Origin of the sequence: Bradyrhizobium ivorense (assembly GCF_900696085.1) — a bacterium.
In the GTDB taxonomy this organism is placed as follows: domain Bacteria; phylum Pseudomonadota; class Alphaproteobacteria; order Rhizobiales; family Xanthobacteraceae; genus Bradyrhizobium; species Bradyrhizobium ivorense.
In genome coordinates this window covers 1,189,040-1,214,796 of sequence record NZ_CAADFC020000016.1, presented here as the reverse complement: position 1 = coordinate 1,214,796, position 25,757 = coordinate 1,189,040, and the positions used below count along the sequence as shown (strand labels likewise).

The window sequence follows — 25,757 nt, the reverse complement described above, 5'->3', positions numbered from 1 at the left end:
CCAGCACGGTGTTGGCCAAAGTGCCCGATGCGAAGCTGTTCCGCTCCGGCCGGGACTTTGCCGCCTGGATCGGGCTCACCGGCAAAGATCACGGCACCGGGGGCAAGCATCGCCCAGGCCGCATCTCCAAGCAGGGCGATCGCGTGCTGCGCGCGCTCTTCATCAACGGCGCCAGCGCCCATCTGCGGCAGCAGAAGGCGCGCGGCGTCAGCGATCCATGGCTGCGTGATTTGCTGGCGCGGCGGCCCTACAAGGTCGCCATGGTGGCCTTCGCCGCCAAGACCGCGCGCATCATCTGGGCCATGCTGGTCAAAGGAGAACCTTACCGCGACCGCGCGAGCGCGCCGGCTGCTGCCTAGTCGAGGGGCGACAGCCGCCGCGCTCGCGCTCATTCCTATCGGAAGGGCAATCAAGGTGTGATGGCAAATGGTCAGGAAACCGGGATCGAAACACTCCGCCACGTCATCGCGCGTCACAGCGCGCCGCAATGATTGGAATTCGATCAGCGATCTCCATCAGGGCCCGCGGTCAATGGCCGCATCTCGAGGCCGTATACATGACCGCTCCCCGATCCGCTTGCCGAAACATCAAGAAAGCCCTTGCCGACAGGGGGCCGTCCATACATGACGGGGGAAAGGCGCGATGTGATTCGCGTGCAACGCGCAAGCGTCCCCGGAGACGACCGGAGGCCGTGGTTAACCTTTCGTTAGAGGATTGCGCGGCATCTTCCCGATCGAGGGGGATTTGCAAATGTTTTCAAGCCGCGACGCCTTCGAGAACGATGCCTGCCCGGTTGCCGACGACCTGCTCGGCCAGATGTATCGCGCCAACCCCAACGGCCTTTCGCTCTTGGTCGCCAATGTCGCGTCCGACGATCGGGCGCGCCTGGCGCTGTTCTGCTACAAGCGCAGCCACCTGCACGCCCTCGCGCTAGCGATTGCGTCGAGCTGCAGCGAGCGCGACCTGATCTATTTCGGCGGCCGCGTCGGCTCGACCCTTTACGCATTGTCGCGCGAGCCGGCCCGCACCACCGCCGCCTCGCATAGCCACCGCAAGCCGATCACGCTATCGACCAAGCCGCTCGCGAGTTTTGCGCCGATCGTCGACGAGTTCGACGACGAGGACGTCAGCGACGCGGTGACGGTTTAACGGAGCTGATGCCGGGCCGGATTGGTGCAGCGGCTAACCAGCCGCACATCGCCGGCTTTTCCAACATCGTCGCCGTCGTCCCTGACTGGTGCGCTATTGCGCACGGGAGCGGGACCCATGCGTAGCGCCATTTTGGCCTCTCAGATCGGCCAAGGATCGAGTAGGTTTGGGCAGTAACCCTTTCATTGCTGGAAGGAAGGCCCGTGGACCGTCTAGAGGCGATGAGCATCCTGCTGACCGCGGCGGACACCGGTAGCCTCTCGGCCGCCAGCCGCCATCTCCGCATTCCGCTGGCGACGGTCAGCCGCCGCATTTCCGAGCTCGAGGAGCATCTGAACGTCCGCCTGCTGCATCGGGGTCCGCGCAAGCTGGTCCTGACCGACGCCGGGCGCGGCTACGTCACGTCGTGCCGGCGCATCATCGAGGAGATCGCCGAAGTCGAGCGCACCGCGTCGGGTGAGTTTCGCGCGCCGCAGGGTGAATTGACGATCAGCGTTCCCGCGGTGCTGGGCCGCACCCATGTTCTGCCCATCGTCGTGGAGTTTCAGCACGCCTTCCCGGACGTCAGCATCCGCCTGCAGCTGACCGATCGAATGGTGAGCCTTGCCGAGGAACAAGTCGATGTCGCGGTGCGCGTCGGCGAATTGCCCGACAGCAGCATGATCGCAACGCGCGTCGGGCTCATTCGACATGTCCTCTGCGCCAGCCCTGCGTATCTGAAGCGGCGCGGAACGCCGAAAACGCCGGCCGATCTGGCGAGGCACGACTGTGTCATCCACGAGGGGCATACGCGGACGTTCTACGATTGGGAGTTCGTCGCCAACAAGGCCACGCAGTCCGTCGCGGTGCCGTATCGTCTCACCCTGAACCTGAGTGAGGCGGAGGTTGCCGCCGCGGTCGCTGGAGCCGGAATTGTCCGCGTGTTCTCGTACCTCGTCGAGGATCTGCTGAAATCGCGCGCTTTGCTGCCGCTGCTGGAGACGTATTGGCCGCTGCCAATTCCGGTCAGCGTCATCTATCCCGCTCAACGCCAGATTCCGCTGAAGCTGCGTGCCTTTCTCGATTTCGCCGTGCCGCGATTGAGGAAACGGCTGGGCTACGAGAGCGGCTGACACCTGGTGAGGCCGCTCGATGCGGGCGCGCCTCGCATGTTCAGTTGGTGGCGGTGGTGGCCTTGCGGACAATCAGGCTGTCGCCTTGCCGGCTGATCTCGACCGCGCCGGCCAGCGGCGTCGAGAGCACCACGCGCTGACCCGGCGCGAGAACCGACACGACACGGATCGGCGTTCCGTCCTTGCCCTCGGCAAGGGTGGTGACAACATGAAGCCCGTCACGCTCGGCGGTGTAGTAGGCGACGCCCGATACCGCGCCGAGCCCGATGCTCTTGGCCTCGATCGGACGCACGCCTTCGGCACGGGCGGCCGTCAGCGACGCAACAATGAACGCGGTGGCGATCGCCACCTTGCGAATAGACATGACACTCTTCTCTGGTTTTTCGACGGATGTGCTGCGGGCGCGTGCCGAGCATCGGCCCGCGGCGACTATGAATGGTCTTCGTCCTGACCCCGCTGCTGCCCGGTCGGATTGGACGGCGGGAACACACTGTCATAGTGCGCACGCGCTTCCTGGATCAGGCGAATACGTTCGCGCTCGGCCTTTGAGATGAATCTGACAACCTCACCCATGTTCTCCTCCGTTTGTGACCTGCCGCGATGCGGCGTCTTCCCGGTGAAAATGGGCCGAGGCGCGCCCGCCAACAGAGGCGCAATCGGAAGGCTCCCTTCCAATTGTGGAAGGCTGGGGCCGGTTTGGGGTGGGCTGATGGGCGCGGCTGCGAGGCCCTTAAATCACCGGCAGTCCATGGCGGCGCCGGGCCATCGCGCATTCGGCATCGCCGGGCATGCAGGTGCGGCACACTTCCGGGCGCACTGCGTAGACGTCGCAGCGCGTCGCTTCGCCGATCTTGCCCGACAGCGCCGAGCAGCGGTCGCCGTCGCAGCGCATGCCTGATAGCCGCGCGTTGACGAATTGCGGTGGGATCAGGTCGAGCTGGTCATCGTCCTCGGTGGTGAAGCGCGGCCAGTTCTCCGAATAGCTGCAGCAGGCGCCGCAGGACTGGCAGGGGCTCGGCTCCGCGGCTTCGGTCACGTCTGCCGCCATCAGGTCACCTTCGGCGCTTCCCAGACCAGGCTGCGCCGCCAGCGCGCCCGGAGCAGGTCGCGCCGTTCAGGATATTTGTCGTCGTGATAGGTCGCGGCGACCACGCGGTCGGTGCGGAAGCTGCGAAAGTCCTTGCGCAGCTCGCACCATGCCGCCAGCAGCCGCACCGCCTCGTGATAGCCGACCGCGATCGGCCAGATCGTGCGCTCGCTATCGCGGCCGTGCTCGTCGCGGTAGTTGAGTGTGATCTTCTTGCCCTCGTGGATCTGGCTGCGCGTCTTCACCATGTCGATGCGGTCGGGCTCGCGATTCCACGCCGAGCGGGCGCGGCTCGCCGGCTCCAGCACGAACGGCCGCAGCCGGTCCGGCACGGTCTCGGCGATCTTGGCCATCAGGTCTTCGGCGGCGCGCGCCAGCGCCGGATCGGCATGGCCGACCACCCATTGCGCGCCGAGCACGCAGGCCTCGATCTCGTCGGGTGTCAGCATCAAGGGCGGCAGGTCGAATCCCTTCTCCAGGATGTAGCCCATGCCGGCCTCGCCGCGGATCGGCACCCGCTGCTCGATCAGGCTCGCGATGTCGCGATAGATCGTGCGCTTCGAGGTCTCGAGCTCGGCCGCGATCGCGTCCGCGGTCAAAGGTTTACGGGTGCGGCGAAGCACCTGGATGATTTGAAACAGCCGGTCGGCGCGTCTCATGGCATTTCTCTTCGCAATTCTCTTCGCAATCTTTCAGCAAGCTCTTGCAGCACGCTCTGGCAGGTCTGTTGACGGGTCTCTTTGGCGAGCCTCTTGGCAGGCTTTTTGGCCTCGCGGCGCGTCGCCTTTTTACACCCGGCCGCGCTGCTGCTGACAGCATGTTGGCAGCAGGCGGGGGCTATACCAGGACAACACCTCAAATGAAGGGAATTTGTCCATGACCAATCTTGATGAACTCGGTTTCCGGCGGGCGCAGGGTTTCGCGCTGGAACAAATGATCACGGTCTACTCCACCTCCGGCGACATGCGCTGGGCCCTGGTTGTGCTGCTCGCACGGTCGGTCGCCGCGGCCTTTGCGTACGGACGGGCGCGGGTGGTGAAACGGGTTCGCGAGGCGGTTCGCCGCCTCGCTCCGGTCCGCGCCTATGGCAGTGAATGCCACTACTGCTGACACCATGGTGGCAGCAGGGGCACGCTAGCCTCATTTCACGACCAGGCAATCAGGAGCTTCAAATGATTACGCTTTTTGGTTTTGGCCCGGGTTTCGGCTTGCCCGAGATCAGCCCTTTCGTGACCAAGACCGAGGTTCAGCTCAAGATGGCCGGGCTCGACTACCGGAAGGAACAGGCGAGGCCGCCGGCGTCGCCCAAGGGCCAGCTGCCGTTCATCACCGACGACGGCGAGACCGTCGCCGATTCGACCTTCATCCGAGCCCATATCGAGGGCAAATACGGTTTCGATTTCGATGCGCCGCTCAGCCTGCAGGCGCGCGCCCAGGCCTGGGCCTTCGAGCGCATGATCGAACATCACGTCTATTGGGCGCTGGTCGGCGCCCGCTGGGTCGACGACGCGAATTTCGCCAAGGGCCCGGCGCATTTCTTCGACGGTGCGCCCGATCATCTGCGCGACAAGATGCGCGAGGACGCCCAGTTCCGCGTCGCCGAGAACTATCTGCTCAGCGGCCTTGGCCGTCATGCGCCCGACGAGGATGTCGACCTCGCGGTGCGATCGCTGTTCGCGCTGTCGGTACAGCTCGGCGACAAGCCCTATCTGATGGGCAACACGCCCTGCGGCACCGACGCCACCGCGTTCGGCGCGGTCGCCGGAATTTTGACGCCGTTCTTCGATTCGCCGCTGCGCGCGCGGGTCGAAAAATTCGACAACCTCACCGCCTATGTCGACCGGATGATGCTGCAATATTATCCGGAATTCGGTTGGGCGCCGCTGCAGCAGGAAGCGGCCTAGCTCGCTGGCGACCAGAGCGTTTTCGAGCGAAGTGGATGCCGGTTCGCGTGAAGAAAACGCGTCAAACAAGAGGCGCGGGCTGGCTCTTCAATGCCGCCAGTTCGGCCTCGAGCTCGGCGATGCGCGCATCGCGTGTCGCCAGCGCCGCAGCCACGTCGGCCGCATCGAACTTCTGCGGAATGTGCTGCGGGCAGTTGGTGTCCCACGCCGCGATCTTGAACAGGATCACCTGCTCGGGCCGCGCCCGGTAACCGTGCGGCATCAGCGAGCGCGTCAGCGCCGGATCGTCCTCGACCACGCGCGCCTCGCCCCACAGCTTGACGCGGCGGCGGTGCGCATAGTCCATCACGAAGATGTAGGCCTTGGGATTCTCGGCGAGATTGCCCTGGGTGATGTATTGCCGGTTGCCGGCATAGTCGGCGAACGCGATCGTGTTCTTGTCGACGATCTTGATGAACCCCGCCGGCCCGCCGCGGTGCTGGATGTAGGGCTGGCCGTCGGCGGAGGCGGTCGCGAGATAGAAGCTGTTGGCGTCCGCGAGGAAGGCCCCAAGGTTCTCGTCGATCTCGGTGCGAAAGCCGCCGCGCGCCTCCATCTCGGCATAGCCGTCGCGCGAGCCCTTGCGGCTCTGGATCGCCTTCACGGTCGGGCTGAATGCGATATCGCTGGAAATGGCGTGAACGTCTGACATCTGAGCCTCCCGTCACGGGCGCCACAACGGTCGTCCTTCGGTCTCCAAAATGGCCATTTCCATACTCTAATCAATCTTGTGAATTGACACTGCACTGTTGCCGATTATGCAATAATGTCCATGGACCGCCTCGATGCCATGCAGGCCTTCGTCGCCGTGGCCGACCAGCAGGGCTTTGCCCCCGCCGCGCGCAAGCTCGGCGTCTCGCCATCCGCCGTGACCCGGCTGATCGCGGCGCTGGAGGAGCGGCTGGGTGCGCGGCTGCTGCAGCGGACCACGCGGCAGGTGACGCTGACCGATGCCGGCGCGCGCTATCTGGAGCGGGCGCGCCGGATCCTGTCCGATGTCGAGGAGGCGGAGGATGCGGTCGAGGGCGAGCGCACCCGCCCCGAGGGCCGGCTGGTGATCTCGGCGCCGGTCGGCTTCGGCCGGCTGCACGTCAGCCCGGTCGTGACGGCCTACCTCAAGCGTTATGGCGGCGTCGGCGTCGACCTGCGCCTGACCGACCGCACCATCAATTTGGTCGAGGACGGCGTCGATGTCGCGGTCAGGATCGGCCATTTGCCGGATTCGACACTGGTGGCGCGCCATGTCGGCGAGATGCGGCGCATCGTGGTGGCCTCGCCCGGCTATCTCAAGGCGCGCGGCGAGCCGCGGCGGCCGGCGGATATTGCCGATCATGACACGATCCAGTTCGGCGCGATGGCCGCCGGGCCCGACTGGCGCTTTGTCGAGGACGGCCGCGAGATCCGCATCGCCAGCACGCCGCGCTTTGCCAGCAACTCTTCGGATGCCGCGATCCAGTACGCCGAGCAGGACGGCGGGCTGACCCGGGTGATGGCCTATCAGGCCGCCGAATCGCTGAAAGCCGGGCGGCTGCAAATCGTGCTCGCCGCATTCGAGGAGCCTGCGATGCCGATCCACATCGTCTACCCGACGACGCGGTTGCTCTCTGCCAAGGTGCGCACCTTCATCGATCTCGTCACCGAGATCACCGATTGGCATTTTGGGTAAGTGTCATTCCGGGGCGATGCGCAGCATCGAACCCGGAATCTCGAGGTTCCGGGTTCGCTCGTTTCACTCGCGCCCCGGAACGACAACGTCCTTCTTCGGCACCACGCGAAAGGTGCCGTTGGCGCGGGCGATGGTGACGTCGTCGGCCTTGATCAGGCTCTGCGCGAAGCAGATCGTGCTGCCGGTCTTGATCACGTCGCTCTCCACCGTGAGCCATTGCCCGATATTGGCGGTGCCGACGAAATCGACCGCCAGCGAAATCGTCACGAAGGTGGTGCGCCAGCCGGTCGCCTGCGCGCAGCTGTAGCCCATCGCATTGTCGGCGAGCGCTGCGATCAGCCCGCCATGGATCAGCCCGCGCCCGTTGGTGTGCGGCCGCGCTAGCCGCACGCCGATGATCACGGCCCTGTCGGTCTTCCTGGCGTAAAGCGGCTCCCACGGCTCGGTGAGTGGGCTCTTGCGGAACAGCGGCTCGAAGCCTTGAGGGACGTCCTGCGGGACGTCGGCGGCGATAGATGCATCGGTGCTCATCTCGATCTCACGTCTTTCATTGCGTTGCCCGCATTGAACGCGATGTCGATGACGGTTTCACCGCCTACAAAGTTTTAAACGGGATTCGCCGATGTGTTTGAAAGTGCTCTATCACCGTCACGCTCCATCACCGTCACCCTGAGGTGCGAGCCCTTGCGAGCCTCGAAGGGTCGACGGCCCGGCCGGTGGCCGTGCACTCCCAAATCGTGATGCAATTCACTGGCTCCGCCCGCCGTTTGTGACATCCTCCGCGCAGCGTCTATTGCACCCGTCTATCGTATCCTTGGAGCAGATTATGTCCGCCGAGACCCGCCTGGCCTGTCTTCGCATCGCGCTGGTCGCGGTCGGCCTGATCATGATCTTCGCGGTTTATCCGCTGTTCCAGCTCTGGCCGTCGGGCTGGTCGTGGGGGCATGGCCATTCGCACTACCCGATGATGATCGTCGGCATCTACGCCACGCTCGGCGTGTTCCTGCTGTTTGCCGCGCGCAATCCGCTCGAGCACCGCAGCCTGATCTGGTTCACGGTATGGTCGAGCATCGTGCATGGCGGCGTCATGGCGGTGCAGGCGATCACCGATGACGCCGAGCGCGGCCATCTCGTCGGCGACGTCCCGGCGCTGTTTCTGATCGCACTGGTTCTGGGCTGGCTGACGCCGCGGCAGGCGGCGGCTGCGGCGTGAAGCGGGCACGCTTCCTGACACCGTCACCCTGAGGTGGCCGCTTCTTCAGCGGCCCTCGAAGGGTCGACGGCCCCGCTGGTGGCCGATTCATCCTTCGAGGCTCGCCGAAGAGGCTCGCACCTCCAGCGACAAAGGCGAAGCCTTTGCGCGGGGATGACGGGTCGGGCATCAGAGCCGCTCAACCCTAAAACGGCAGCCCCACATAATTCTCCGACAGCGAGGTCGAGGCCGCCTTCGAGCTCACCAGATAATCCAGCTCGGCGATCTGGATGCGTGCGGCGAATTCGCCCTCGTCGGGGAATTTGTGCAGCATCGAGGTCATCCACCAGGAGAACCGCACCGCCTTCCAGACCCGCGCCAGCGCGCGGGCCGAATAGCCGTCGAGCCCGGCGGAGGATTTCTCGTCGTAATATTCGCGCAGCGCCTGCGACAGATAATGCACGTCGCTGGCGGCGAGGTTGAGCCCCTTGGCGCCGGTCGGCGGCACGATGTGCGAGGCGTCGCCGGCCAGGAACATCCGGCCGAACCGCATCGGCTCGGCGACAAAACTGCGCAAGGGCGCGATGCTCTTCTCGATCGAGGGGCCGGTGACGAGCTCGTCCGCGGCCTTCTGGTCGAGCCGGCGCTTCAGTTCGTCCCAGAACCGGTCGTCCGACCACTGGTCGACATGATCGTCGAGCGGGCACTGCACATAGTAGCGGCTGCGATGGCTGGAGCGCATGGTGCAGAGCGCAAAGCCGCGCTCATGATTGTTGTAGATCAATTCCGGCGAGACCGGCGGCGTCTCGGAGAGGATGCCGAGCCAGCCGAACGGATAGACCCGCTCATAGCTCGTGATCGCGGAGGCCGGCACGCTGGCGCGGCTGACGCCGTGGAACCCGTCGCAGCCGGCGATGAAATCGCAGGCGATTTCATGGCTGACGCCGTCCTTCACGTAAGTGACGCGCGGATGATCGGTGTCGAAATCATGCGGTTTGACGTCGCTCGCCGAATACACCGAGGTCAGGCCGGCGGCCTTGCGGGCGTTCATCAGATCGAGCGTCACCTCGGTCTGGCCATAGATCGTGACCGTCTTGCCGGTCGCCGCATGCATGTCGATGCGGTGCCGCGCCCCGCCGAACGCCAGCTCGACGCCGTGATGGACCAGGCCCTCCTGGTGCAGCCGGGCGCCGGCGCCGACCTGGTCGAGCAGCGACACTGTGCCTTCCTCGAGCAGGCCGGCGCGAATCCGCCCCAGCACATAATCCGGGGTCTGCCGCTCCAGAATAATGTTGTCTACGCCGAAAGTATGAAGTAGTTGCCCAAGCAACAGTCCGGACGGACCTGCGCCGATGATTGCTACTTTTGTCCGCAATACCCGCTCCTCCCGATGCGATAGGCTCGCGGCGGATGACCGCCGCCCGCCACCGTCAAACTTGCTATGGCAACTATATCATATAACAGTTTTGGCAAGGCGCATTTGCTGGGTGAAATGCGTTCGCCGCAGCGCAAGATGCAGGGGGCAAGTCGGCGGGGGCCGGGGTGCGACCAGGCGTCCGTCCGGCAGATTCCGGCTTGATCGCGCGGGCGAATTAGATAACATGTTAACTAACTAAAGCGGGCGCGAAGCCCGACGTCACTGGAGAGGGAGGAGATGCGATGAGGAAATCGTTGTTGGCGCTGCTCGTGGCCGCTTCGGTCGTGCCGGCCGCCGGCCCGGTCTTCACGCCGGCTTTGGCGCAGGACAAGACCGTCAATCTGAAGGTGTCGCTGTGGGTGCCGCCGGCGCATCCGCTGGTGCCGGCGACGCAGGCCTGGGCCGCCGACATCGAGAAGGCCTCGGGCGGCACCATCAAGGTCACCGTGTTCCCCTCCGAGCAGCTCGGCAAGGCGTTCGACCATTACGACATGGCGCGCGACGGCATCGCCGACGTCACCTACGTCAATCCCGGCTATCAGCCCGGCCGCTTCCCGATCGCAGCCGCGGGCCAGCTGCCGTTCACCTTCTCCGACGGCAAGAAGGGCACGCTGGCGCTCGACGAATGGTATCGCAAATACGCGCCGACCGAGATGAAGGACACCAAGCTGTGCTTCGCCTTCATCCACGATCCGGGCGCGCTGCACGGCAAGAAGAAGATCGTGCTGCCGAACGACCTCTCCGGCGTCAAGGTGCGCCCGGCGCAGAGCACGATCGGCGAGATGGTGAAGATGTTCGGCGGCACCAACGTGCAGGCCTCGGCGCCGGAATCGCGCGATGCGATCGAGCGCGGCGTCGCCGACGAGATCACCTTCCCCTGGGGCTCGATCTTCCTGTTCGGCATCGACAAGGTGGTGAAGTACCACATGGACGTGCCGCTGTATTCGACGGTGTTCACCTACAACATGAACCTCGCCAAATACAATTCGATGTCGGACGCCCAGAAGAAGGTGATCGACGCGCATTGCTCGCCGGAATGGGCCTCCAAGGTCACCGATCCCTGGACCGATTTCGAGGCCAATGGCCGCACCAAGATGAAGGCGCTGGAAGGCCATGAGGTCTATCAGCTCACCGCCGACCAGCTCGCCGAGTGGAAGAAGGCAGTCAAGCCGCTGCGCGACAGCTGGGCCGAGGCGGTGAAGAAGGCCGGCGGCGACGCCGCCAAGGTCGACGCCGATCTGCAGGCCACGCTGAAGAAGTTCGAGGCGGGGATCTGATCTGTCATTCCGGGGCGCGCGTTAGCGCGAACCCGGAATCTCGCTCCGCAATCTCCGGATTCCGGGTTCGCTCGCGTTCGCGAGCGCCCCGGAATGACGGCTTCTCACAACGGTCGTTCCCATGGCTGCCAATTCCGAAGTCTCCCCAGACGGCGTCATCACCGGCCCACCCGAGCCGGCGCGCAAGAATTTCATGGACCGCTTCATCGATTCCATCGAATGGGTCGCGGCATTCTTCGTCGGCGTGGTCGCGCTCAACACCTTCACCGCGGTGTTCATGCGCAAATTCTTTTCGGTGACGATTCCCGACTATTACAATTTCGGCCAGTTCCTGCTCGGCATCCTGATCTTCTGGGGCATCGCCGCCACCAGCTATCGCGGCACCCACATCACCGTCGACCTGGTCTGGGCCAACGCCTCGCCGCGCTACCAGCGCTGGATCGACATCTTTGCGACGCTGGTGCTGCTGTTCGTGGTGACGGTGCAGACCTACACGCTGATCGACAAGGTGATCGACACCAAAAACGGCCACATCGTCACCATGGATCTCGGCGTGCCGATCTGGCCGTTCTTCCTGGTGTCGTGGATCGGCGACGTCTCCGCGGTGCTGCTGATCGCGATCCGCACCTACCGCCTGATCTTCCATCCGGAAGATATCCATGATGCCAAGATCAAGACCGCGGAGTAGACGGCGATGAGTCTTGACCTGAGCCCCGAGACCGTCGCCGTCGTCGGCTTCGTCAGCCTGTTCGTCCTGATGCTGCTGCGCGTGCCTGTCGGCATGGCGATGGGCCTCGTCGGCATCACCGGCTTCGGCTACCTCACCGGCTTCGCGCCGGCGCTCAAACTGGTCGGTCAGACCACGATGCGCACGGTGACGGATTATTCGTTCGGCGTGATCCCGATGTTCCTGCTGATGGGCGCCTTCGTGTCGGTCTCCGGCATCAGCCGCGAGCTGTTCCGCGCCGCCAACACCTTTGTCGGGCACTGGAAGGGCGGGCTCGGCATCGCCACCATCGGCGCCTGCGGCGGCTTTGCCGCCATCTCCGGCTCCTCGGTCGCGACCGCCGCGACCTTCTCCGCGGTGGCCTATCCCGAGATGCGCCGCTTCGGCTATCCGCAGTCGTTCGCGACCGGCGTGATCGCGGTCGGCGGCACGTTGGGGGCGATGCTGCCGCCGTCCACCGTGCTCGCGGTCTACGGCATCATCACCCAGCAGGACATCGGAAAGCTGTTCATCGCCGGCGTGGTGCCGGGCCTGCTCGCGATCCTGATGCACATGATCACGATCGGCATCATCGGCGTGGCCCGGCCGGGCTTTTTGCCGGCGGGCAAGAAAGCGTCGTGGGGCGAGCGGCTGGTCGCGTTGCGCGACGTCTGGTCGCCGCTATTGCTGTTCCTGTTCGTGATCGGCGGCCTCTATGGCGGCTTCTTCATCCCGACCGAGGCCGGCGCGGTCGGCGCCGTCGGCGCCTTCATCATCGGCATCCTGCGCGGCAAGCTGAGCAAGGACGGCATTTTGCAATCGCTGCTGCAGGCGACGCGTACGGCGGCCGCGGTGTTCACGGTGCTGATCGGCGCGCTGTGCTTCGGCTATTTCCTCACCATCACCCAGACGCCGCAGAACGTCACGGCGTTCCTCACCGGGCTCGGCATCGGCCCCTATGGCGTGCTGGCGCTGATCCTGTTGATGTATCTCGTGCTCGGCTGCCTGATGGATGCGATGGCGATGGTGATCCTCACCGTGCCGATCGTGTTTCCGGTGGTCACCGCGCTCGGCTTCGACCCGATCTGGTTCGGCATCATCATCGTGATGACCGTCGAGCTCGGCCTGATCCACCCGCCGGTCGGCATGAACGTGTTCGTGATCAAGAGCGTGATCAAGGACGTCAACATGTCGACGATCTTCGTCGGCGTGCTGCCCTTCGTGATCACCGACTTGATCCGCCTGGTGATCCTGATCCTGTTCCCGCTGCTCGCGACCTGGCTGCCGCAGCGGATGATAGGCTGACCCGATGGTTCCAGAGATTCAGACGCGCTACGTCTTCACCATCACCGCCAGGATCGCGGAGGTGACGTCGGCCGGCGACATCGGCAGCGGCGTCCGCCGCATCATCCCGATCATCGGCGGCGAGGTGAGGGGCGAGGGTATCAACGGCAAGGTGCTGCCGTTCGGCGCCGACTTCCAGATCATCCGTCCCAACGAGCTGATCGAGCTCGAGGCAAAATACGCCTTCGAGACCGACGACGGCGCCGTAGTTTATGTCGAGAACCGCGGCATCCGCTTCGGGCCGGTGGATCTGTTGCAGAAGCTGAAGCGCGGCGAGCCTGTCGATCCAAAGCTGATCTATTTCCGCACCGTGCCCAAATTCGAAACCGGCGCCGAAAACTATCGCTGGCTGATGCAGCACATCTTCATCGCCTCCGCCGCCCGCCACGCCGATCGTGTCGTGATCGACGTGCATCAGGTGTTGTGAGCGTTCAGCCTTCCGTCCGTCGCCGAAACTGCTCTCCCGCCTCGCGGGGAGATGTATACTGTCGGCAATCGGCAAGGACGATGCGAGGAACCGTTGCGATGACCAAGTGGATAATGTCGGCATGCCTTTTGCTGCTGACCGCAGCCCCCGCTGCTGCCGTCGATGTGCGCCTTGAATCCTATCGCAACCCGAAGAATGAGAATTTCCGCATCTTCAATCAGATGTACCTGGATGGCGCGCGCGGCGGCATGATGGCGTCCAACGCTTGGCTGAAAAGCCATGGCGGCCAGCAGATGTTCTGCATGCCCGAAACCCTCGTGCTGAGCATCGAGCAGACCGAAGAGATCATGCTCAAGTCCGCCGAAAAGCGTTCGGCCAAAGGCGACTGGCTGGTCGCCTCCCTGCTGCTGTGGGGGCTGCAGGACACGTACCCGTGCGAAAAGCCCGGCGGCCGGTAGCTGCGAAGCTGCGTCCCCATCCACACTGTCATCGCCCGGCCTGTGCGCAATTGCGCACATGGACCGGGCGATCCAGTACGCCGCGGCCTTTCGGCTCGAGCACTGCCGTCTCTGGAATACTGGATCACCCGCATGCGCGGGTGATGACACCGGAGCGAGCTGAGCTAACCAACCCGTCATCCTGAGGTGCGAGCCTCTTCGGCGAGCCTCGAAGGATGAATCGGCCCGGCCGGTGGCCGTCGATCCTTCGAGGCTCGCAAGAGGTGCGCCTCCAGCGACAAAGGCGGAGCCTTTGCGCGGGGATGACGGGTCTGACAGAGGCGCGACAAACTTGCCGTCGCCCCCTGCGTATTGACTTTGCTCCCAATAGTTATAAAACATAACTATTCTGAACAGGAAGCAATAACGCCATGGGAAACGCCGCCGCCAGTGACGCCTCGCTGCTCCAGGTCGAGACGCGGGGTGCGGTGCTGATGGTCGGGCTGAACCGTCCCGCCAAGCGCAATGCGCTGAACGACGGCATCATCCTGGCGCTGCAGGACTGCTTTTCCAACCTTCCCGACGAAATCGGCGCGGTGGTGATCCACGGCATCGGCGACCATTTCTCCTCCGGGCTCGATCTCTCCGAATTGAGCGAGCGCGACGCCACCGAGGGCCTGGTGCATTCCCAGATGTGGCACCGGGTGTTCGACCGCGTGCAATATTGCCGCGTGCCTGTGATCGCCGCGCTGAAGGGCGCGGTGATCGGCGGCGGGCTGGAGCTCGCCTGCGCCGCGCATATCCGGGTGGCCGAACCGTCGGCCTATTTCGCGTTGCCCGAGGGACAGCGCGGCATCTTCGTCGGTGGCGGCGGATCGGTGCGGCTGCCGCGCCTGATCGGCGTGCCCAGGATGATCGACATGATGCTGACCGGCCGGGTCTACTCCGCAACCGAAGGCGCGGCCTATGGCTTCTCGCAATATCTCACCGAGGACGGCGGCGCGCTGCCGAAGGCGCTGGAGCTCGCCGAACGCGTCGCCGCCAACGCGCCGCTGACGAATTTCGCCGTGCTGCAGGCGCTGCCGATGATCGCCGAGGCCAATCCGCAGACCGGCCTCTTGATGGAATCGCTGATGGCGACGGTGGCGCAGAGCGACAAGGAAGCCAAGAAGCGCATTCGCGCCTTCCTCGACCGCAAGACCGCCAAGGTGAAGCCGACATGAGCGCCGCGCCGTCCGCCTCCGCAACCGGCGAGCATCCGCTACGCCCGATCTCGTTCGGCAATCCCGCCGTCACGGTCGAGCGCCGCGCCGACGGCACGATCTATCTGCGGCCGAAGGCCAAGCTCGCCGACTATCCCGTCCGCATCACCGATCGCCTGCATCACTGGGCGGCGGCCGAGCCCAACCGCGTGTTCATGGCCGAGCGCGCCGCCGGTGGCGGCTGGCGGCAGGTCACGTACGCGGAGCTGCTGCAGACCACGCGGCGCATCGCTTCCGCGCTGATCGCGCGCAATCTGTCGGCGGAGCGGCCGCTGGTGATCCTGTCGGGCAATTCGATCGACCACGCGCTGGTTGCGTTCGGCGCGCTCTATGCCGGCGTGCCGTTCTGCCCGGCGTCGCCGGCCTATTCGCTGGTGTCGCGCGACTACGGCAAGCTCAATTTCGTCATCAAGCTGCTGACGCCGGGCCTGGTGTTTGCCGACGACGCCGACAAATTTGCCGAAGCGCTGCGCGCCAATGTGGCTGCCGATGTCGAGATCGCAGCGAGCCGTGGCGCCGTGCCCGGCCGCGACGTGACACGCCTCGCCGACCTCTTGGCGACGCCGGAGCACCCGCACCTCGATGCCGTGCATGACGGCATCGGCCCGGACACGATCGCCAAATTCCTGCTGACCTCGGGGTCCACAGGCAATCCCAAGGCTGTGATCAACACCCAGCGCATGATCTGCGCCAACCAGGTGATGCTGCGCGAGACGCTGGCGTTCCTGAAGGACGAGCCGCCTGTCATCGTCGACTGGCTGCCGTGGAATCACACTTTTGGCGGCAACCACAATATCGGGTTGACGCTCTACAACGGCGGCTCGATGTATCTCGACGAGGGCAAGCCGATGCCCGGCGGCATCGAGGAGACCGTGCGAAACCTGCGGGAGATTTCGCCGACGGTCTATTTCAACGTGCCCAAGGGCTATGAATCGCTCTTGCCCTATCTGCGCGACGACGCCGCGCTGCGGGCAAAATTCTTCGGCCGGCTGCACGCGATGTTCTTCTCCGGCGCGGCGCTGTCGCCGTTCGTCTGGAACAGCCTCGACGCACTTGCGATGCAGGAGAAGGGCTATCGCGTGCCCATGCTGACCGGGCTCGGCGCCACCGAGACCTCGCCGTTCTTCATGTCGGTGCGCCCCGAGACCAGCCGCTCCGGCCATGTCGGGCTTCCGGTGTCGGGCAACGATGCGAAACTGGTGCCGAACAATGGCAAACTCGAAGTGCGCGCCAGGGGGCCGAACGTCACGCCGGGCTACTGGCGGCAGCCCGAATTGACCGCAAAAGCGTTCGACGAAGAGGGCTTTTACAAATTCGGCGACGCGCTGAAGCCCGCGAATGCCGGCGATCTCGACGCCGGGTTCGATTTCGACGGCCGCATTGCCGAGGATTTCAAGCTGGCGAGCGGCACCTGGGTCAGCGTCGGCCCGCTGCGCGCGCGCTTCGTCGGCACCTGCGCGCCGCTGGTGCGCGACGTCGTGATTGCCGGTCTCAACCGCGATGAACTCGCCGCGATCGTGATCCTCGATCTCGACGGCTGCCGCCTGATCAATCCGAACCTGCCGGCCGGCGACATCGCCGCCGCGGCCAATGATCCGCAGGTGCGCGCAGCTTTCCGCGAACGCTTCGCGCGCGTGCTCACTGGGGCCACCGGCTCGTCGAACCGGATCAGGCGCGCGATCCTGCTCGACACGCCGCTGTCGATCGACCGCGGCGAGGTCACGGACAAGGGCTCGATCAATCAGCGCGCGGTGCTGGAGCATCGCGCTGATGTGGTCGAGATGCTGTATGCGCCAGCACCGCCGCCATCCGTGATGACACTGGACTGAATTTTGAACTGAACCGAATTGAGAGGAGAGCGTCATGCAGTTGAAGGACCAGGCCGCCATCGTCACCGGAGGCGCATCGGGATTGGGAGCCGCGACTGCGCGCCGGCTCGCCGCACAGGGCGCCAAGGTCGCGGTCTGCGACCTCAACGCAAAACTTGCCGAGAGCGTCGCGGCCGAGATCGGCGGCATCGCGCTGGTCTGCGACGTCGCCGATGCCGCCGCCGCCGAAGCCGCGGTCGCGCAGGCCGCCAAGGCACACGGCCCGGCGCGGGTGCTGGTGAACTGCGCCGGCATCGGCGTCGCAAAACGGGTGATCGGCCGCGAGGGGCCGATGGCCCTGGCCGATTTCGACAAGGTGATCAAGGTCAATTTGATCGGCTCGTTCAACATGCTGCGGCTGGCGACCACCGAGATGTCCAAGCTCGAGCCGCTGGCGACCGGCGAGCGCGGCGTCGTGATCAGCACCGCCTCGATCGCCGCCTATGACGGCCAGATCGGGCAGGCGGCATACTCGGCATCGAAGGGCGGCATCGTCGCGATGACGCTGCCGATCGCGCGCGAGCTTGCGCAGTTCGGCATCCGCGTGCTGACCATCGCCCCCGGCCTGTTCATGACGCCGCTGCTCGCCGGCCTGCCGCAGGAGGCGCAGGATTCGCTCGCCGCCGCGATCCCGTTCCCGCGCCGGCTCGGCCAGGCCGACGAGTTCGCCTCGCTGGCGCTGCACATGATTGACAACCCCTATCTGAACGGCGAAGTGGTGCGGCTCGATGCCGCGCTTCGAATGGCGCCGCGCTAGAGCATGATCGGGTCCTGATCGAGGTCAATGATGTTCGTTCATCGGCGCGATGTGCAGATCCAGTGGGGCGATTGCGACCCCGCCAACATCGTCTACTACCCGCGCTACTTTGCGATGTTCGACGATTCGACCTCGATCATGTTCGAGGCCGCCGGCTTCTCGAAGCAGGACCTCGTGCACAAATACGGCCTGGTCGGCATTCCCATGGTCGACACGCGGGCGAAATTCCACATCCCGTCAACCCATGGCGACTGGATTACCATCGAGACCCGGATCGACGGCATCAAGCGCTCGAGCTTCGAGGTGACGCACCGCGTGTTCAAGGGCGAGGCGCTTGCGATCGAGGCATTCGAGACGCGGGTGCTGGTCGGCCGCCATCCCGACGATCCCGACAAATTGAAATCGGCACCGTTTCCGCAGGAGATGATCGACCGCTTCACGAAGGGCTAAATCGTGCCCGCTCATGACCTAAAGAAGGGGCTGAATTGCCCCGCAAAAACCGCTTAAACCCAAAAACATATCCGCAGGGAGGAATGTATGAAGAAGTCTACTCTCGCCGCAGCAGCGCTCGCGGCCGCGATCGCGTTGCCGGGCGCGCCGGCAATGGCGCAGACCAACGAAATCACCATCGGCATCTCGATCTCGACCACCGGGCCGGCCGCGGCGCTCGGCATCCCCGAGCGCAACGCGCTCGATTTCGTGCCGAAGGAGATCGGCGGCGTGCCGCTGAAGCTGATCGTGCTCGATGACGGCGGCGATCCGACCGCGGCGACCACCAACGCGCGGCGCTTCGTCACCGAGTCGAAGGCCGACATCATCATGGGCTCCTGCACCACGCCGCCGACCATTGCGGTGTCGACCGTTGCCAACGAGGCCGGCATTCCGCATTTCGGCCTGGCGCCGTTTCCGATCAACGAAGCGCGCATGAAGTGGTCGGTCGACCTGCCGCAGTCGATTCCGATCATGGGCAAGGTGCTGTACGAGCACATGAAGGCGCACAACATCAAGACCGTCGGCTATATCGGCTACTCGGATTCCTACGGCGACCTCTGGGTCAACGACTTCAAGGCGCAGGCGGTGCCGATGGGCCTCACCATGATCGACGAGGAGCGCTTTGCGCGTCCCGACACTTCGGTCGCGGGCCAGGTGCTGAAGCTGGTCGCCGCCAATCCCGACGCCATCCTGGTCGGCGCCTCCGGCACCGCAGCCGCGCTGCCGCAGTCCGCGCTGCGTGAGCGCGGCTACAAGGGCCTGATCTACCAGACCCACGGCGCCGCCAGCATGGACTTCATCCGCATCGCCGGCGCGGCCGCGGAAGGCGTGATCATGGCCTCGGGCCCGGTGATGTCGCCGGAAACCCAGCCGGACAGCGCGCTGACCAAGAAGCCGGGCCTTGCGCTCAACACCGCCTATGAAGCGAAGTACGGCGCCAACAGCCGCAGCCAGTTCGCCGGCCATTCCTACGACGCCTTCGAGGTGCTGAAGCGCGTCGTCCCGACGGCGCTGAAGACCGCGAAACCTGGCACGCCGGAATTCCGCGAGGCGATCCGCCAGGCCTTCATCTCGGAAAAGGAAATCGCCGCCACGCAAGGCGTCTATAACTGGACCGAAAAGGACCGCTACGGCCTCGACGACCGCTCGCGCATCCTGCTGACGGTGAAGGACGGGAAGTACGTCCCGGCGATGTAGACGATCACGGATCGAGACAGACGAGCCGGCCTCCGCAAGGTGGCCGGCTTTTTAATTCCACCAGTGAGGAGAGCACACTGTTCGGGCTCCCTCCCCCCTTGCGGGGGAGGGTTGGGGAGAGGGGTAAGCCCCGGGCTGGATGTCCAACGGAGGAGTTGCTCTTGCAATTTTTGTCGCGTCGCAGAAGCGCACATCGCGAAAGCACGCCGTGCGGCACCCCTCTCCCTAACCCTCGCCCGCAAGGGGGGAGGGAACCCTACCGCCGGTGGCTTCCTCACACGGCCGCAGCTGGAATCGCATTTCTGCCCTCAGATCGCGCTTTCGCCCTCGTGCTGGAAGCCGAGATAGCTCGCCGCCACCCGCGTGTTGGAGGCGATGTCCTTCGCCGAGCCTTGCAGCACGAACTCGCCGAGCTCCATCACGTAGGCGCGGTCGGCGATCTGCAGCGCGGCTTGCGCGTTCTGCTCGACCAGCAGCACCGAGACGCCGGCGGCGCGGAGTTCGCCGACGGTGCGGAAGATGTCGGCGACGATGATCGGCGCGAGGCCGAGGCTCGGCTCGTCCAGCATCAGAAGCTTTGGCGCGCCCATCAGCGCGCGGCCCATCGCCAGCATCTGCTGCTCGCCGCCGGACAGCGTGCCGGCGAGCTGCTTGCGCCGCTCCTTCAGCCGCGGGAACAGCGCGTAGACCCGCTCCAGCGACTGCGCCGCGACCGCCTTGGCAATCCGGAAGGCGCCGAGCTCGAGATTGTCCTCGACATTCATGGTGCCGAACAATTCGCGATGCTCCGGCACCAGGCTGAGCCCGGTGGCGACGCGGTCCTCGATGTCTGATGGCGCCATGTCGGTGCCGGCGAAGCTGGTGCGGCCCCTCAGCGGCAGCACGCCCATGATGGCGTTGAGCAGCGTGGTCTTGCCGGCGCCATTGGCGCCGATGATGGTGACGATCTCGTTCGCGCCGACCTCGAGCGAGACGCCGCGCACGGCCTCGACCTTGCCGTAGGCGATGTGGACGTCGGCGACCGACAACAGCGTGCTCATGCGGCGGCTCCGAGATAGGCCTTGATGACGTCGGGGTTGCGCTTGATCGCGGCCGGCGCGCCTTCCGCGATCTTGGTGCCGAAATCCAGCACCACGATGCGGTCGGCGAGATCCATCACAAACCCCATGTCGTGCTCGACCAGCAGCACCGACATGCCGCCGTCGCGCAGTTGCCGCAGCAACGCCGCGAGTCGCTGCTTCTCCATGTGGCGCAGGCCGGCGGCCGGCTCGTCGAGCAGCAGCAGCTGAGGGTCGACGCACAGCGCGCGGGCGATCTCGACGATGCGTTGTTGCCCGAGCGAGAGCGAGCCCGCGAGCTGGTCGATCTGGTCGGACAGCCCGACGCGTTCGATCTGCCGCGCGGCTTCCGCCAGCAGCCGCGCCTCATCAGTGCGGTCGAGCCGCAGCATGCTGGAGATCGCACCCGACGAGCCGCGCAGATGCGCGCCGATCGCGACGTTCTCGAGCACGGTCATGTCGGGCACCAGCTTGACGTGCTGGAACGTCCTGCTGACGCCGAGCTTGACCACCTCCTGCGGCGGCGCGTTCTCGACCTCCTTGCCGAGCACCGCGATCTTGCCGCTGGTCGCGGTCAGCACGCCGGTGATCAGGTTGAAGGTCGTGCTCTTGCCGGCGCCGTTCGGCCCGATCAGCGCGACGATCTCGCGGGCGTTGACGTCGAACGAGACGTCGTTGACCGCGATCACGCCGCCGAACTGTTTTCGCGCCTTCTCGATGTGCAGCAGCACCGGGGAGGTGCCGGATGCCCGCGCCGGATGCTCGAGCTTCAGCGAGGTATCGGGCGTCTTGCGGGCCGGCTTGAACGGCAGCCGCGACATCAGCCACGGCCAGACGCCTGCCGGCGCGAGCTGTAGCAGCAGCACCAGCATGATGCCGAACACGATGGTCTCGAGCTGGCTCTGGCCGCCGAAGATGTAGGGCAGATAGCTCTGCAGCACCTCCTTCAGCACCACGACGATGCCGGCGCCGAGCACCGCGCCCCAGACATAGCCGGCACCGCCGACCACCGCGATGAACAGATATTCGATGCCGGCCTGAGCGCCGAACGGCGTCGGGTTGGCGGCGCGCTGGAAATGCGCATAGAGCCAGCCGGACAGGCCGGCCAGCACTGCGGCATAGATGAACACCAGCAGCTTGGCGCGCGGCGTCTGCACGCCGAACGCCTCGGCCGCGACATGGCCGCGCCGCAGCGCGCGGATGGCGCGGCCGGTGCGGGAGTCCAGCAGGTTCATGGTCAGCAGCGCCGAGACCAGCACCGCGATCCAGATCGCGTAGTAGATCGTGTCCGGGCTCAGCATCCGGAACGAGCCGATCGAGAGCGGCGGGATGCCGGAGATGCCGTCGTTGCGGCCGAGGAATTCGAGCTTGCTGAACAAATAGAACAGGCCGATGCCCCAGGCGATGGTGCCGAGTGGCAGGTAGTGGCCGGACAGCCGCACCGTGACGATGCCGAGCAGAACCGCGGCGATGCCGCTGACCAAGAGCGAGGCCGGCAGCGTCAGCCAGGGCGAAACGCCGTAGGCGGTGGTCAACACCGCCGTGGTGTAGGCGCCGAAGCCGCAGAACGCGGCCTGACCGAACGAGGTGAGGCCGCCGACGCCGGTGAGCAGCACCAGCCCCATCGCGACCAGCGCGGCAAGCCCGATATTGTCGAGCAGCACGATCCAGAACGGCGGGATGCCCGGGATCAGCGGGATTACCGCCATCGCGAGCGTGAAGATGATGAGAGGAAGCCGCTGCGACACCGCTCAGTCCTTCTCTTCTTCGACCGCGGGCGCCGCGAGCGAGCGCAGCACCAGGACCGGGATAATCAGGAAGAACACGATGACTTCCTTGAAATTGCTGGCGTAGAACGAGGAGAACGCCTCGACGATTCCGACCAGGATGGCGGCGACCGCGGTGAGGGGATAGCTGACGAGGCCGCCGATGATCGCGGCAATAAAACCCTTCAGGCCGATCAAGAAGCCGGTGTCGTAATAGAGCGTCGTGATCGGCACGATCAGGATGCCGGAGATCGCGCCGATGACAGAGGCGAGCAGGAACGCGATCTGGCCCGACAGCGTGGTGCGGATGCCGACCAGGCGGGCGCCGAGCCGGTTGACCGCGGTGGCGCGCAGCGCCTTGCCGGTCTTGGTGTAGCCGAAGAACAGCCACAGCGCGACGATGAAGGCGACCGTCAGGCCGTACACCGCAAGGCTCTGGCCGGTGAAGCGCAGCGGACCCGCCGACACCGCCGCGTTCGACAGCGCCGGGCCGCGCAGGCCTTCGGCGCCGAAGAACACGAGCCCGAGGCCCTGCAGCGCCAGATGGCAGCCGACCGAGGCGATCAGCAGCACCAGCACCGAGGTGTGCGCGATCGGCTGGAACGCGATGCGATAGAGGAACAGCCCGATCGCCGCCACGATCAAGAGCGCCAGCGCGATGTTGATCGCGATCGGCGTGTTGCGGCCGACCAGCGCATAGGTGAGGGCGAGCAGCGCGACGGGGAAGACGATGTTGAGCGCGACCGAGCGCAGCACCAGCCGCGCATGCAGCGCCTTGCGCGCGAAGAACAGGTCGAGGCCGAAGGCGACGACGCCCATCGCCACCGCGAGCTTCACCGTGCCGGGCACCTGCCCGGTGGCCAGCATGGCGTAGCTCAGCGCGCCATAGGTGACGAATTCGCCCTGCGGGATCAGGATCACGCGCGTGACCGCGAACACCAGCACGAGGGCCAGCCCGAGCAGCGCGTAGACCGCGCCGTTGGTGATGCCATCCTGCAGCAGGAACAGCATGATCGTTGTGTTCAAGGCCGAGCGCTCCCCCTTCAGCGTCGGACCACCGCCACCGGTTGTGGCGGCCGGGCCGGCCGATATCGGCTGTTGAAAGCTGCCGATATTTGGTATAGTTGATAACAATTATCGAATATAATCTCAAGGTCCCCAAACGTCGCGCACGGGGAATCCTTCTAGCGGGATTGCGAGCCTCGAGCGAATGACAGTTTCCAAGACCGCCTCCGATGCCGTCCGGCCACAGCGCTCCCTGCGCAGGGAACCGGTCGATCCTGCCGGGGACGACGGCATGCTGCAACTGGGCGAACTGTCCGGCCTGCTGGGCTATTCGCTGAAGCGTGCCCAGCTCAAGGTGTTCGAGGACTTTCTGCGCTGCGTCGCGCCGCTGCAGCTGACGCCGGCGCAGTTCTCCGTGCTGCTGCTGCTCGACAAGAACCCCGGCCGCAACCAGACCGAAATCGCCAACACGCTCGGCATCCTCCGGCCGAACTTCGTCGCCATGCTCGACGCGCTGGAGAGCCGCGACCTTTGCGCGCGGATGCGCTCGGCCAACGATCGCCGCTCGCACATTCTGGTGCTGACCGACCGGGGCCGCGCGGTGCTGGCGCGCGCCAAGAAGCTGGTCGCCAACAAGCACGAGGCGCGGCTGATCGAGGTCCTCGGCCCCGCCAACCACGCCGCGCTGCTGGAGATGCTGGCCAAGCTCGCGCAGGAGTTTTGAGCCTCCGCCCTCGCCGCGTCATTCCGGGGCGTCGCAGCCCTTTCCCCGTCATTGCGAGCGCCAGCGAAGCAATCCACATCTCCGCAAGCGGCGCGATGGATTGCTTCGCTGGCGCTCGCAATGACGGCAGGAATCAGTCCACCAAGATCACGCGCACGTCGTTGACATTGGTCAGCGTCGGGCCCGTCAGCAACAGGTCGCCGGTCTGCGCGAAAAATCCCGTGGCGTCGTTGTTCGCAAGATACGCCTTGGGATCCAGCCCGAGCGACTGCATCTTCGCAAATGTCGTCTCGTCGATCATCGCGCCCGCCGGATCGGTGGCGCTGCCGGCGCCGCCGTCGGCACCGTCGGTGTCGGCGGCGAGCGCCGAAATGTCAGGTGTGTCCTTGAGCAGGCCGGCCAGCGCCAAAGCGTATTCCTGGTTGGGGCCGCCGCGGCCGTTGCCGCGCACTGTCACCGTGAGTTCGCCGCCGGACAGGATCGCAACGCGCCGGCCTTCGCTGCGGGCCTTGAGCGCGAGTTGGGCGTGCGCGGCGGCGACATCGCGCGCCTCGCCCTCGAGATCGGCGCCGAGCGCGATGGTCTCGTAGCCGGCATCGTGCGCGACCTTGACCGCGGCATCGATCGAGGCTTTCGGCTTCGCCAGCAGCTCGAAGGTCGCGCGGGCAAAGGCGCTATCGCCGGGCTTGCAGCTCTCATTGCCGGGATCGTCGAGCGCGCGGCGGACGGCGTCGTCGATCGAGAGATTGTATCTTGCGACCAGCGCACCGGCGTCGCCGAGCGTGGTCGTATCAGGCACCGTCGGCCCCGAGGCGATGGCGGAGGGATCGTCATGCGGCACGTCCGAGATCGCGAGCGTGACGATCTCGGCGGCGCGCTGGCCGGCGCGGGCCAGCCGGCCGCCCTTGATGCGCGACAGGTGTTTGCGCACCGTGTTCACCTCGCCGATCGGTGCGCCGGAGCGCAGCAGCGCGCGGTTGACCTGCTGCTTCTGCGCGAACGTCATGCCCTCGACCGGTGCGATCCAGTTCGCCGAGCCGCCGCCGGTCAAGAGCACCAGCAGCAGGTCGTCAGGCGTCGCCTCGGTGGCGAGCCGCAGCGTGTCGTCGGCGGCGCGCAGGCCGGCCTCGTCGGGCACCGGGTGGCCGGCCTCGACCACCTTGATGCGCCGGGTCGGCACGCCGTGGCCGTGGCGGGTGGTGGCGATGCCGACCAGCCGCGACGGCGCGAGGCCGAGCGCGTCGAGATAATGCCGCTCGGCGGCTGCGGCCATCGCGCCGGCGCCCTTGCCGGCGGCGAGGCAGATGATGCGGCCCTTCGGCACCGGGCGCAGCCGTGACGCCAGCACGACATCGGGATGCGCGGCCGCAACCGCGGCATCGAAGATCGAACGCAGCAGGGGACGTCGGTCGGTCATGGCAATACTCACGGAGGCGGAGGCACGGCGAGGGCTGAATTGCGAGCTGCAGGGTTCCCTTTCCCGCTTTGCGGGGGCGAGGGCGCACTCGGGCGCAATTTCGGAATATTGGAAGATTATCCCTGACTTGCCCGACGTGTCAAGCCGCCTGTCGAGCGCCGGCCGCCACCGGCTACTTTGCATGGGGTTGTTTTTTGGGTTTTGGTTGGGCGGGCCTGCAAGCGGGAAGGAGGAGCGGAGGCGCACCAATACTTCGAGCCGAGCGGCGCACTCCGCTTCACCTCGCCCCGCTTGCGGGGAGAGGCACAGGCCGCCTTTGGCGGCCGACGTTTAGAACGCCGAGGCAAAGCCTCGGCTATGACGCATCGTCAGATGCGTTCCGGGTGAGGGGGAGCCTCTGCGAGCGCAGCTGTTACCGTATGCGCGGAGAGGGCCCCTCACCCCAACCCTCTCC

The 25,757-nt window shown here is 65.6% G+C and carries 29 protein-coding genes; 18 read left to right on the top strand and 11 right to left on the bottom strand.

The window, feature by feature from the left end; translation table 11 throughout:
• The 3 genes from CI41S_RS25635 to CI41S_RS25625 form a co-directional block, all read left to right on the top strand.
• The coding region (locus CI41S_RS25635) for a transposase (protein WP_139862067.1) at window positions 1-359 on the top strand (359 nt) is incomplete at its 5' end.
• 391 nt (window positions 360-750) lie between these two features.
• The gene (locus CI41S_RS25630) at window positions 751-1,149 is read left to right on the top strand and encodes a hypothetical protein (protein WP_139862066.1); all 399 of its coding nucleotides are present in this window, start codon (window positions 751-753) and stop codon (window positions 1,147-1,149) included.
• Between the two features lie 203 nt (window positions 1,150-1,352).
• Window positions 1,353-2,261: a LysR family transcriptional regulator gene (locus CI41S_RS25625; protein ID WP_139487033.1), complete on the top strand. Its 909-nt coding sequence runs from the start codon at window positions 1,353-1,355 to the stop codon at window positions 2,259-2,261.
• A 40-nt stretch (window positions 2,262-2,301) separates the two neighbouring features.
• On the opposite strand, the gene CI41S_RS25620 is transcribed toward CI41S_RS25625, so the two are convergent.
• The 4 genes from CI41S_RS25620 to CI41S_RS25610 all read right to left on the bottom strand — a co-directional run bounded on the left by CI41S_RS25620 (window position 2,302) and on the right by CI41S_RS25610 (window position 4,007).
• A complete protein-coding gene (locus CI41S_RS25620; RefSeq protein ID WP_139487032.1) occupies window positions 2,302-2,625 on the bottom strand; it encodes a hypothetical protein in 324 nt (107 codons plus the stop codon).
• Between the two features lie 65 nt (window positions 2,626-2,690).
• The gene (locus CI41S_RS43665; protein WP_172628188.1) at window positions 2,691-2,834 is read right to left on the bottom strand and encodes a hypothetical protein; all 144 of its coding nucleotides are present in this window, start codon (window positions 2,832-2,834) and stop codon (window positions 2,691-2,693) included.
• Between the two features lie 157 nt (window positions 2,835-2,991).
• Window positions 2,992-3,309, bottom strand: a complete 318-nt coding sequence (locus CI41S_RS25615; protein WP_139862065.1) for a YkgJ family cysteine cluster protein — start codon at window positions 3,307-3,309, stop codon at window positions 2,992-2,994.
• Window positions 3,309-4,007 (bottom strand): helix-turn-helix transcriptional regulator, encoded by a 699-nt coding sequence (locus CI41S_RS25610; RefSeq protein WP_139487030.1) that lies wholly within the window; start codon window positions 4,005-4,007, stop codon window positions 3,309-3,311. Before CI41S_RS25610 ends, CI41S_RS25615 begins: the two co-directional genes overlap by 1 nt.
• A gap of 217 nt (window positions 4,008-4,224) precedes the next feature.
• Between CI41S_RS25610 and CI41S_RS25605 the strand changes: the two genes are divergently transcribed.
• Both CI41S_RS25605 and CI41S_RS25600 read left to right on the top strand, forming a co-directional pair.
• Complete coding sequence (locus tag CI41S_RS25605) at window positions 4,225-4,458, top strand: hypothetical protein (protein WP_139487029.1); 234 nt, start codon at window positions 4,225-4,227, stop codon at window positions 4,456-4,458.
• A 62-nt stretch (window positions 4,459-4,520) separates the two neighbouring features.
• On the top strand, window positions 4,521-5,252 hold the full coding sequence (locus CI41S_RS25600; RefSeq protein ID WP_139862064.1) for a glutathione S-transferase family protein: 732 nt from the start codon (window positions 4,521-4,523) through the stop codon (window positions 5,250-5,252).
• Between the two features lie 61 nt (window positions 5,253-5,313).
• Here CI41S_RS25600 and CI41S_RS25595 read toward each other — a convergent pair whose 3' ends face one another.
• Window positions 5,314-5,943 (bottom strand): pyridoxamine 5'-phosphate oxidase family protein, encoded by a 630-nt coding sequence (locus tag CI41S_RS25595; protein ID WP_139862063.1) that lies wholly within the window; start codon window positions 5,941-5,943, stop codon window positions 5,314-5,316.
• A 120-nt stretch (window positions 5,944-6,063) separates the two neighbouring features.
• Between CI41S_RS25595 and CI41S_RS25590 the strand changes: the two genes are divergently transcribed.
• Window positions 6,064-6,957: a LysR family transcriptional regulator gene (locus tag CI41S_RS25590; protein ID WP_139862169.1), complete on the top strand. Its 894-nt coding sequence runs from the start codon at window positions 6,064-6,066 to the stop codon at window positions 6,955-6,957.
• Window positions 6,958-7,020: 63 nt separating this feature from the next.
• On the opposite strand, the gene CI41S_RS25585 is transcribed toward CI41S_RS25590, so the two are convergent.
• Window positions 7,021-7,488 carry a PaaI family thioesterase gene (locus CI41S_RS25585; RefSeq protein ID WP_139862062.1) on the bottom strand — a complete coding sequence of 156 codons (468 nt, stop codon included), beginning with the start codon at window positions 7,486-7,488 and terminating at the stop codon, window positions 7,021-7,023.
• Between the two features lie 295 nt (window positions 7,489-7,783).
• Between CI41S_RS25585 and CI41S_RS25580 the strand changes: the two genes are divergently transcribed.
• Entirely contained in the window at window positions 7,784-8,170 is a 387-nt protein-coding gene (locus CI41S_RS25580; protein WP_139862061.1) for a DUF6632 domain-containing protein, read from the top strand.
• A 184-nt stretch (window positions 8,171-8,354) separates the two neighbouring features.
• Here CI41S_RS25580 and pobA read toward each other — a convergent pair whose 3' ends face one another.
• Window positions 8,355-9,524 (bottom strand): 4-hydroxybenzoate 3-monooxygenase, encoded by a 1,170-nt coding sequence (gene pobA / locus CI41S_RS25575; protein WP_139862060.1) that lies wholly within the window; start codon window positions 9,522-9,524, stop codon window positions 8,355-8,357.
• Between the two features lie 284 nt (window positions 9,525-9,808).
• Here pobA and CI41S_RS25570 point away from each other — a divergent pair, with 284 nt between their 5' ends.
• The 10 genes from CI41S_RS25570 (at window position 9,809) to CI41S_RS25525 (ending at window position 19,333) form a co-directional block, all read left to right on the top strand.
• Window positions 9,809-10,843 (top strand): TRAP transporter substrate-binding protein, encoded by a 1,035-nt coding sequence (locus CI41S_RS25570; RefSeq protein WP_139487024.1) that lies wholly within the window; start codon window positions 9,809-9,811, stop codon window positions 10,841-10,843.
• A 121-nt stretch (window positions 10,844-10,964) separates the two neighbouring features.
• Window positions 10,965-11,531: a TRAP transporter small permease gene (locus CI41S_RS25565; protein WP_139487023.1), complete on the top strand. Its 567-nt coding sequence runs from the start codon at window positions 10,965-10,967 to the stop codon at window positions 11,529-11,531.
• A 6-nt stretch (window positions 11,532-11,537) separates the two neighbouring features.
• Window positions 11,538-12,854: a TRAP transporter large permease gene (locus CI41S_RS25560; protein WP_430642158.1), complete on the top strand. Its 1,317-nt coding sequence runs from the start codon at window positions 11,538-11,540 to the stop codon at window positions 12,852-12,854.
• 4 nt (window positions 12,855-12,858) lie between these two features.
• Entirely contained in the window at window positions 12,859-13,320 is a 462-nt protein-coding gene (locus CI41S_RS25555) for a DUF3237 domain-containing protein (RefSeq protein WP_139862059.1), read from the top strand.
• Between the two features lie 98 nt (window positions 13,321-13,418).
• A complete protein-coding gene (locus CI41S_RS25550) occupies window positions 13,419-13,778 on the top strand; it encodes a hypothetical protein (RefSeq protein ID WP_139862058.1) in 360 nt (119 codons plus the stop codon).
• A 410-nt stretch (window positions 13,779-14,188) separates the two neighbouring features.
• Window positions 14,189-14,980 carry a crotonase/enoyl-CoA hydratase family protein gene (locus tag CI41S_RS25545; RefSeq protein WP_139862057.1) on the top strand — a complete coding sequence of 264 codons (792 nt, stop codon included), beginning with the start codon at window positions 14,189-14,191 and terminating at the stop codon, window positions 14,978-14,980.
• The gene (locus CI41S_RS25540; RefSeq protein ID WP_139862056.1) at window positions 14,977-16,848 is read left to right on the top strand and encodes a feruloyl-CoA synthase; all 1,872 of its coding nucleotides are present in this window, start codon (window positions 14,977-14,979) and stop codon (window positions 16,846-16,848) included. Before CI41S_RS25545 ends, CI41S_RS25540 begins: the two co-directional genes overlap by 4 nt.
• A gap of 34 nt (window positions 16,849-16,882) precedes the next feature.
• Window positions 16,883-17,644: an SDR family NAD(P)-dependent oxidoreductase gene (locus tag CI41S_RS25535; protein ID WP_139862055.1), complete on the top strand. Its 762-nt coding sequence runs from the start codon at window positions 16,883-16,885 to the stop codon at window positions 17,642-17,644.
• 30 nt (window positions 17,645-17,674) lie between these two features.
• Window positions 17,675-18,094 (top strand): acyl-CoA thioesterase, encoded by a 420-nt coding sequence (locus CI41S_RS25530; protein ID WP_139487017.1) that lies wholly within the window; start codon window positions 17,675-17,677, stop codon window positions 18,092-18,094.
• A gap of 87 nt (window positions 18,095-18,181) precedes the next feature.
• A complete protein-coding gene (locus CI41S_RS25525) occupies window positions 18,182-19,333 on the top strand; it encodes an ABC transporter substrate-binding protein (RefSeq protein ID WP_139862054.1) in 1,152 nt (383 codons plus the stop codon).
• A gap of 308 nt (window positions 19,334-19,641) precedes the next feature.
• Here CI41S_RS25525 and CI41S_RS25520 read toward each other — a convergent pair whose 3' ends face one another.
• Genes CI41S_RS25520 through CI41S_RS25510 form a run of 3 tightly spaced genes read right to left on the bottom strand, consistent with a single transcriptional unit; the run spans window position 19,642 to window position 23,183 of the window.
• Window positions 19,642-20,373, bottom strand: coding sequence for an ABC transporter ATP-binding protein (locus CI41S_RS25520; protein ID WP_139862053.1), 732 nt, complete (start codon window positions 20,371-20,373; stop codon window positions 19,642-19,644).
• Window positions 20,370-22,139 carry a branched-chain amino acid ABC transporter ATP-binding protein/permease gene (locus tag CI41S_RS25515; RefSeq protein WP_139862052.1) on the bottom strand — a complete coding sequence of 590 codons (1,770 nt, stop codon included), beginning with the start codon at window positions 22,137-22,139 and terminating at the stop codon, window positions 20,370-20,372. The genes CI41S_RS25520 and CI41S_RS25515 overlap by 4 nt, the downstream gene beginning before the upstream one ends.
• A gap of 3 nt (window positions 22,140-22,142) precedes the next feature.
• Window positions 22,143-23,183 carry a branched-chain amino acid ABC transporter permease gene (locus CI41S_RS25510; RefSeq protein WP_172628187.1) on the bottom strand — a complete coding sequence of 347 codons (1,041 nt, stop codon included), beginning with the start codon at window positions 23,181-23,183 and terminating at the stop codon, window positions 22,143-22,145.
• 184 nt (window positions 23,184-23,367) lie between these two features.
• Here CI41S_RS25510 and CI41S_RS25505 point away from each other — a divergent pair, with 184 nt between their 5' ends.
• Window positions 23,368-23,886, top strand: a complete 519-nt coding sequence (locus CI41S_RS25505; RefSeq protein ID WP_139862051.1) for a MarR family winged helix-turn-helix transcriptional regulator — start codon at window positions 23,368-23,370, stop codon at window positions 23,884-23,886.
• A 133-nt stretch (window positions 23,887-24,019) separates the two neighbouring features.
• Here CI41S_RS25505 and CI41S_RS25500 read toward each other — a convergent pair whose 3' ends face one another.
• Window positions 24,020-25,303 (bottom strand): glycerate kinase type-2 family protein, encoded by a 1,284-nt coding sequence (locus CI41S_RS25500; RefSeq protein ID WP_139862050.1) that lies wholly within the window; start codon window positions 25,301-25,303, stop codon window positions 24,020-24,022.
• Window positions 25,304-25,757 lie beyond the last annotated feature (454 nt).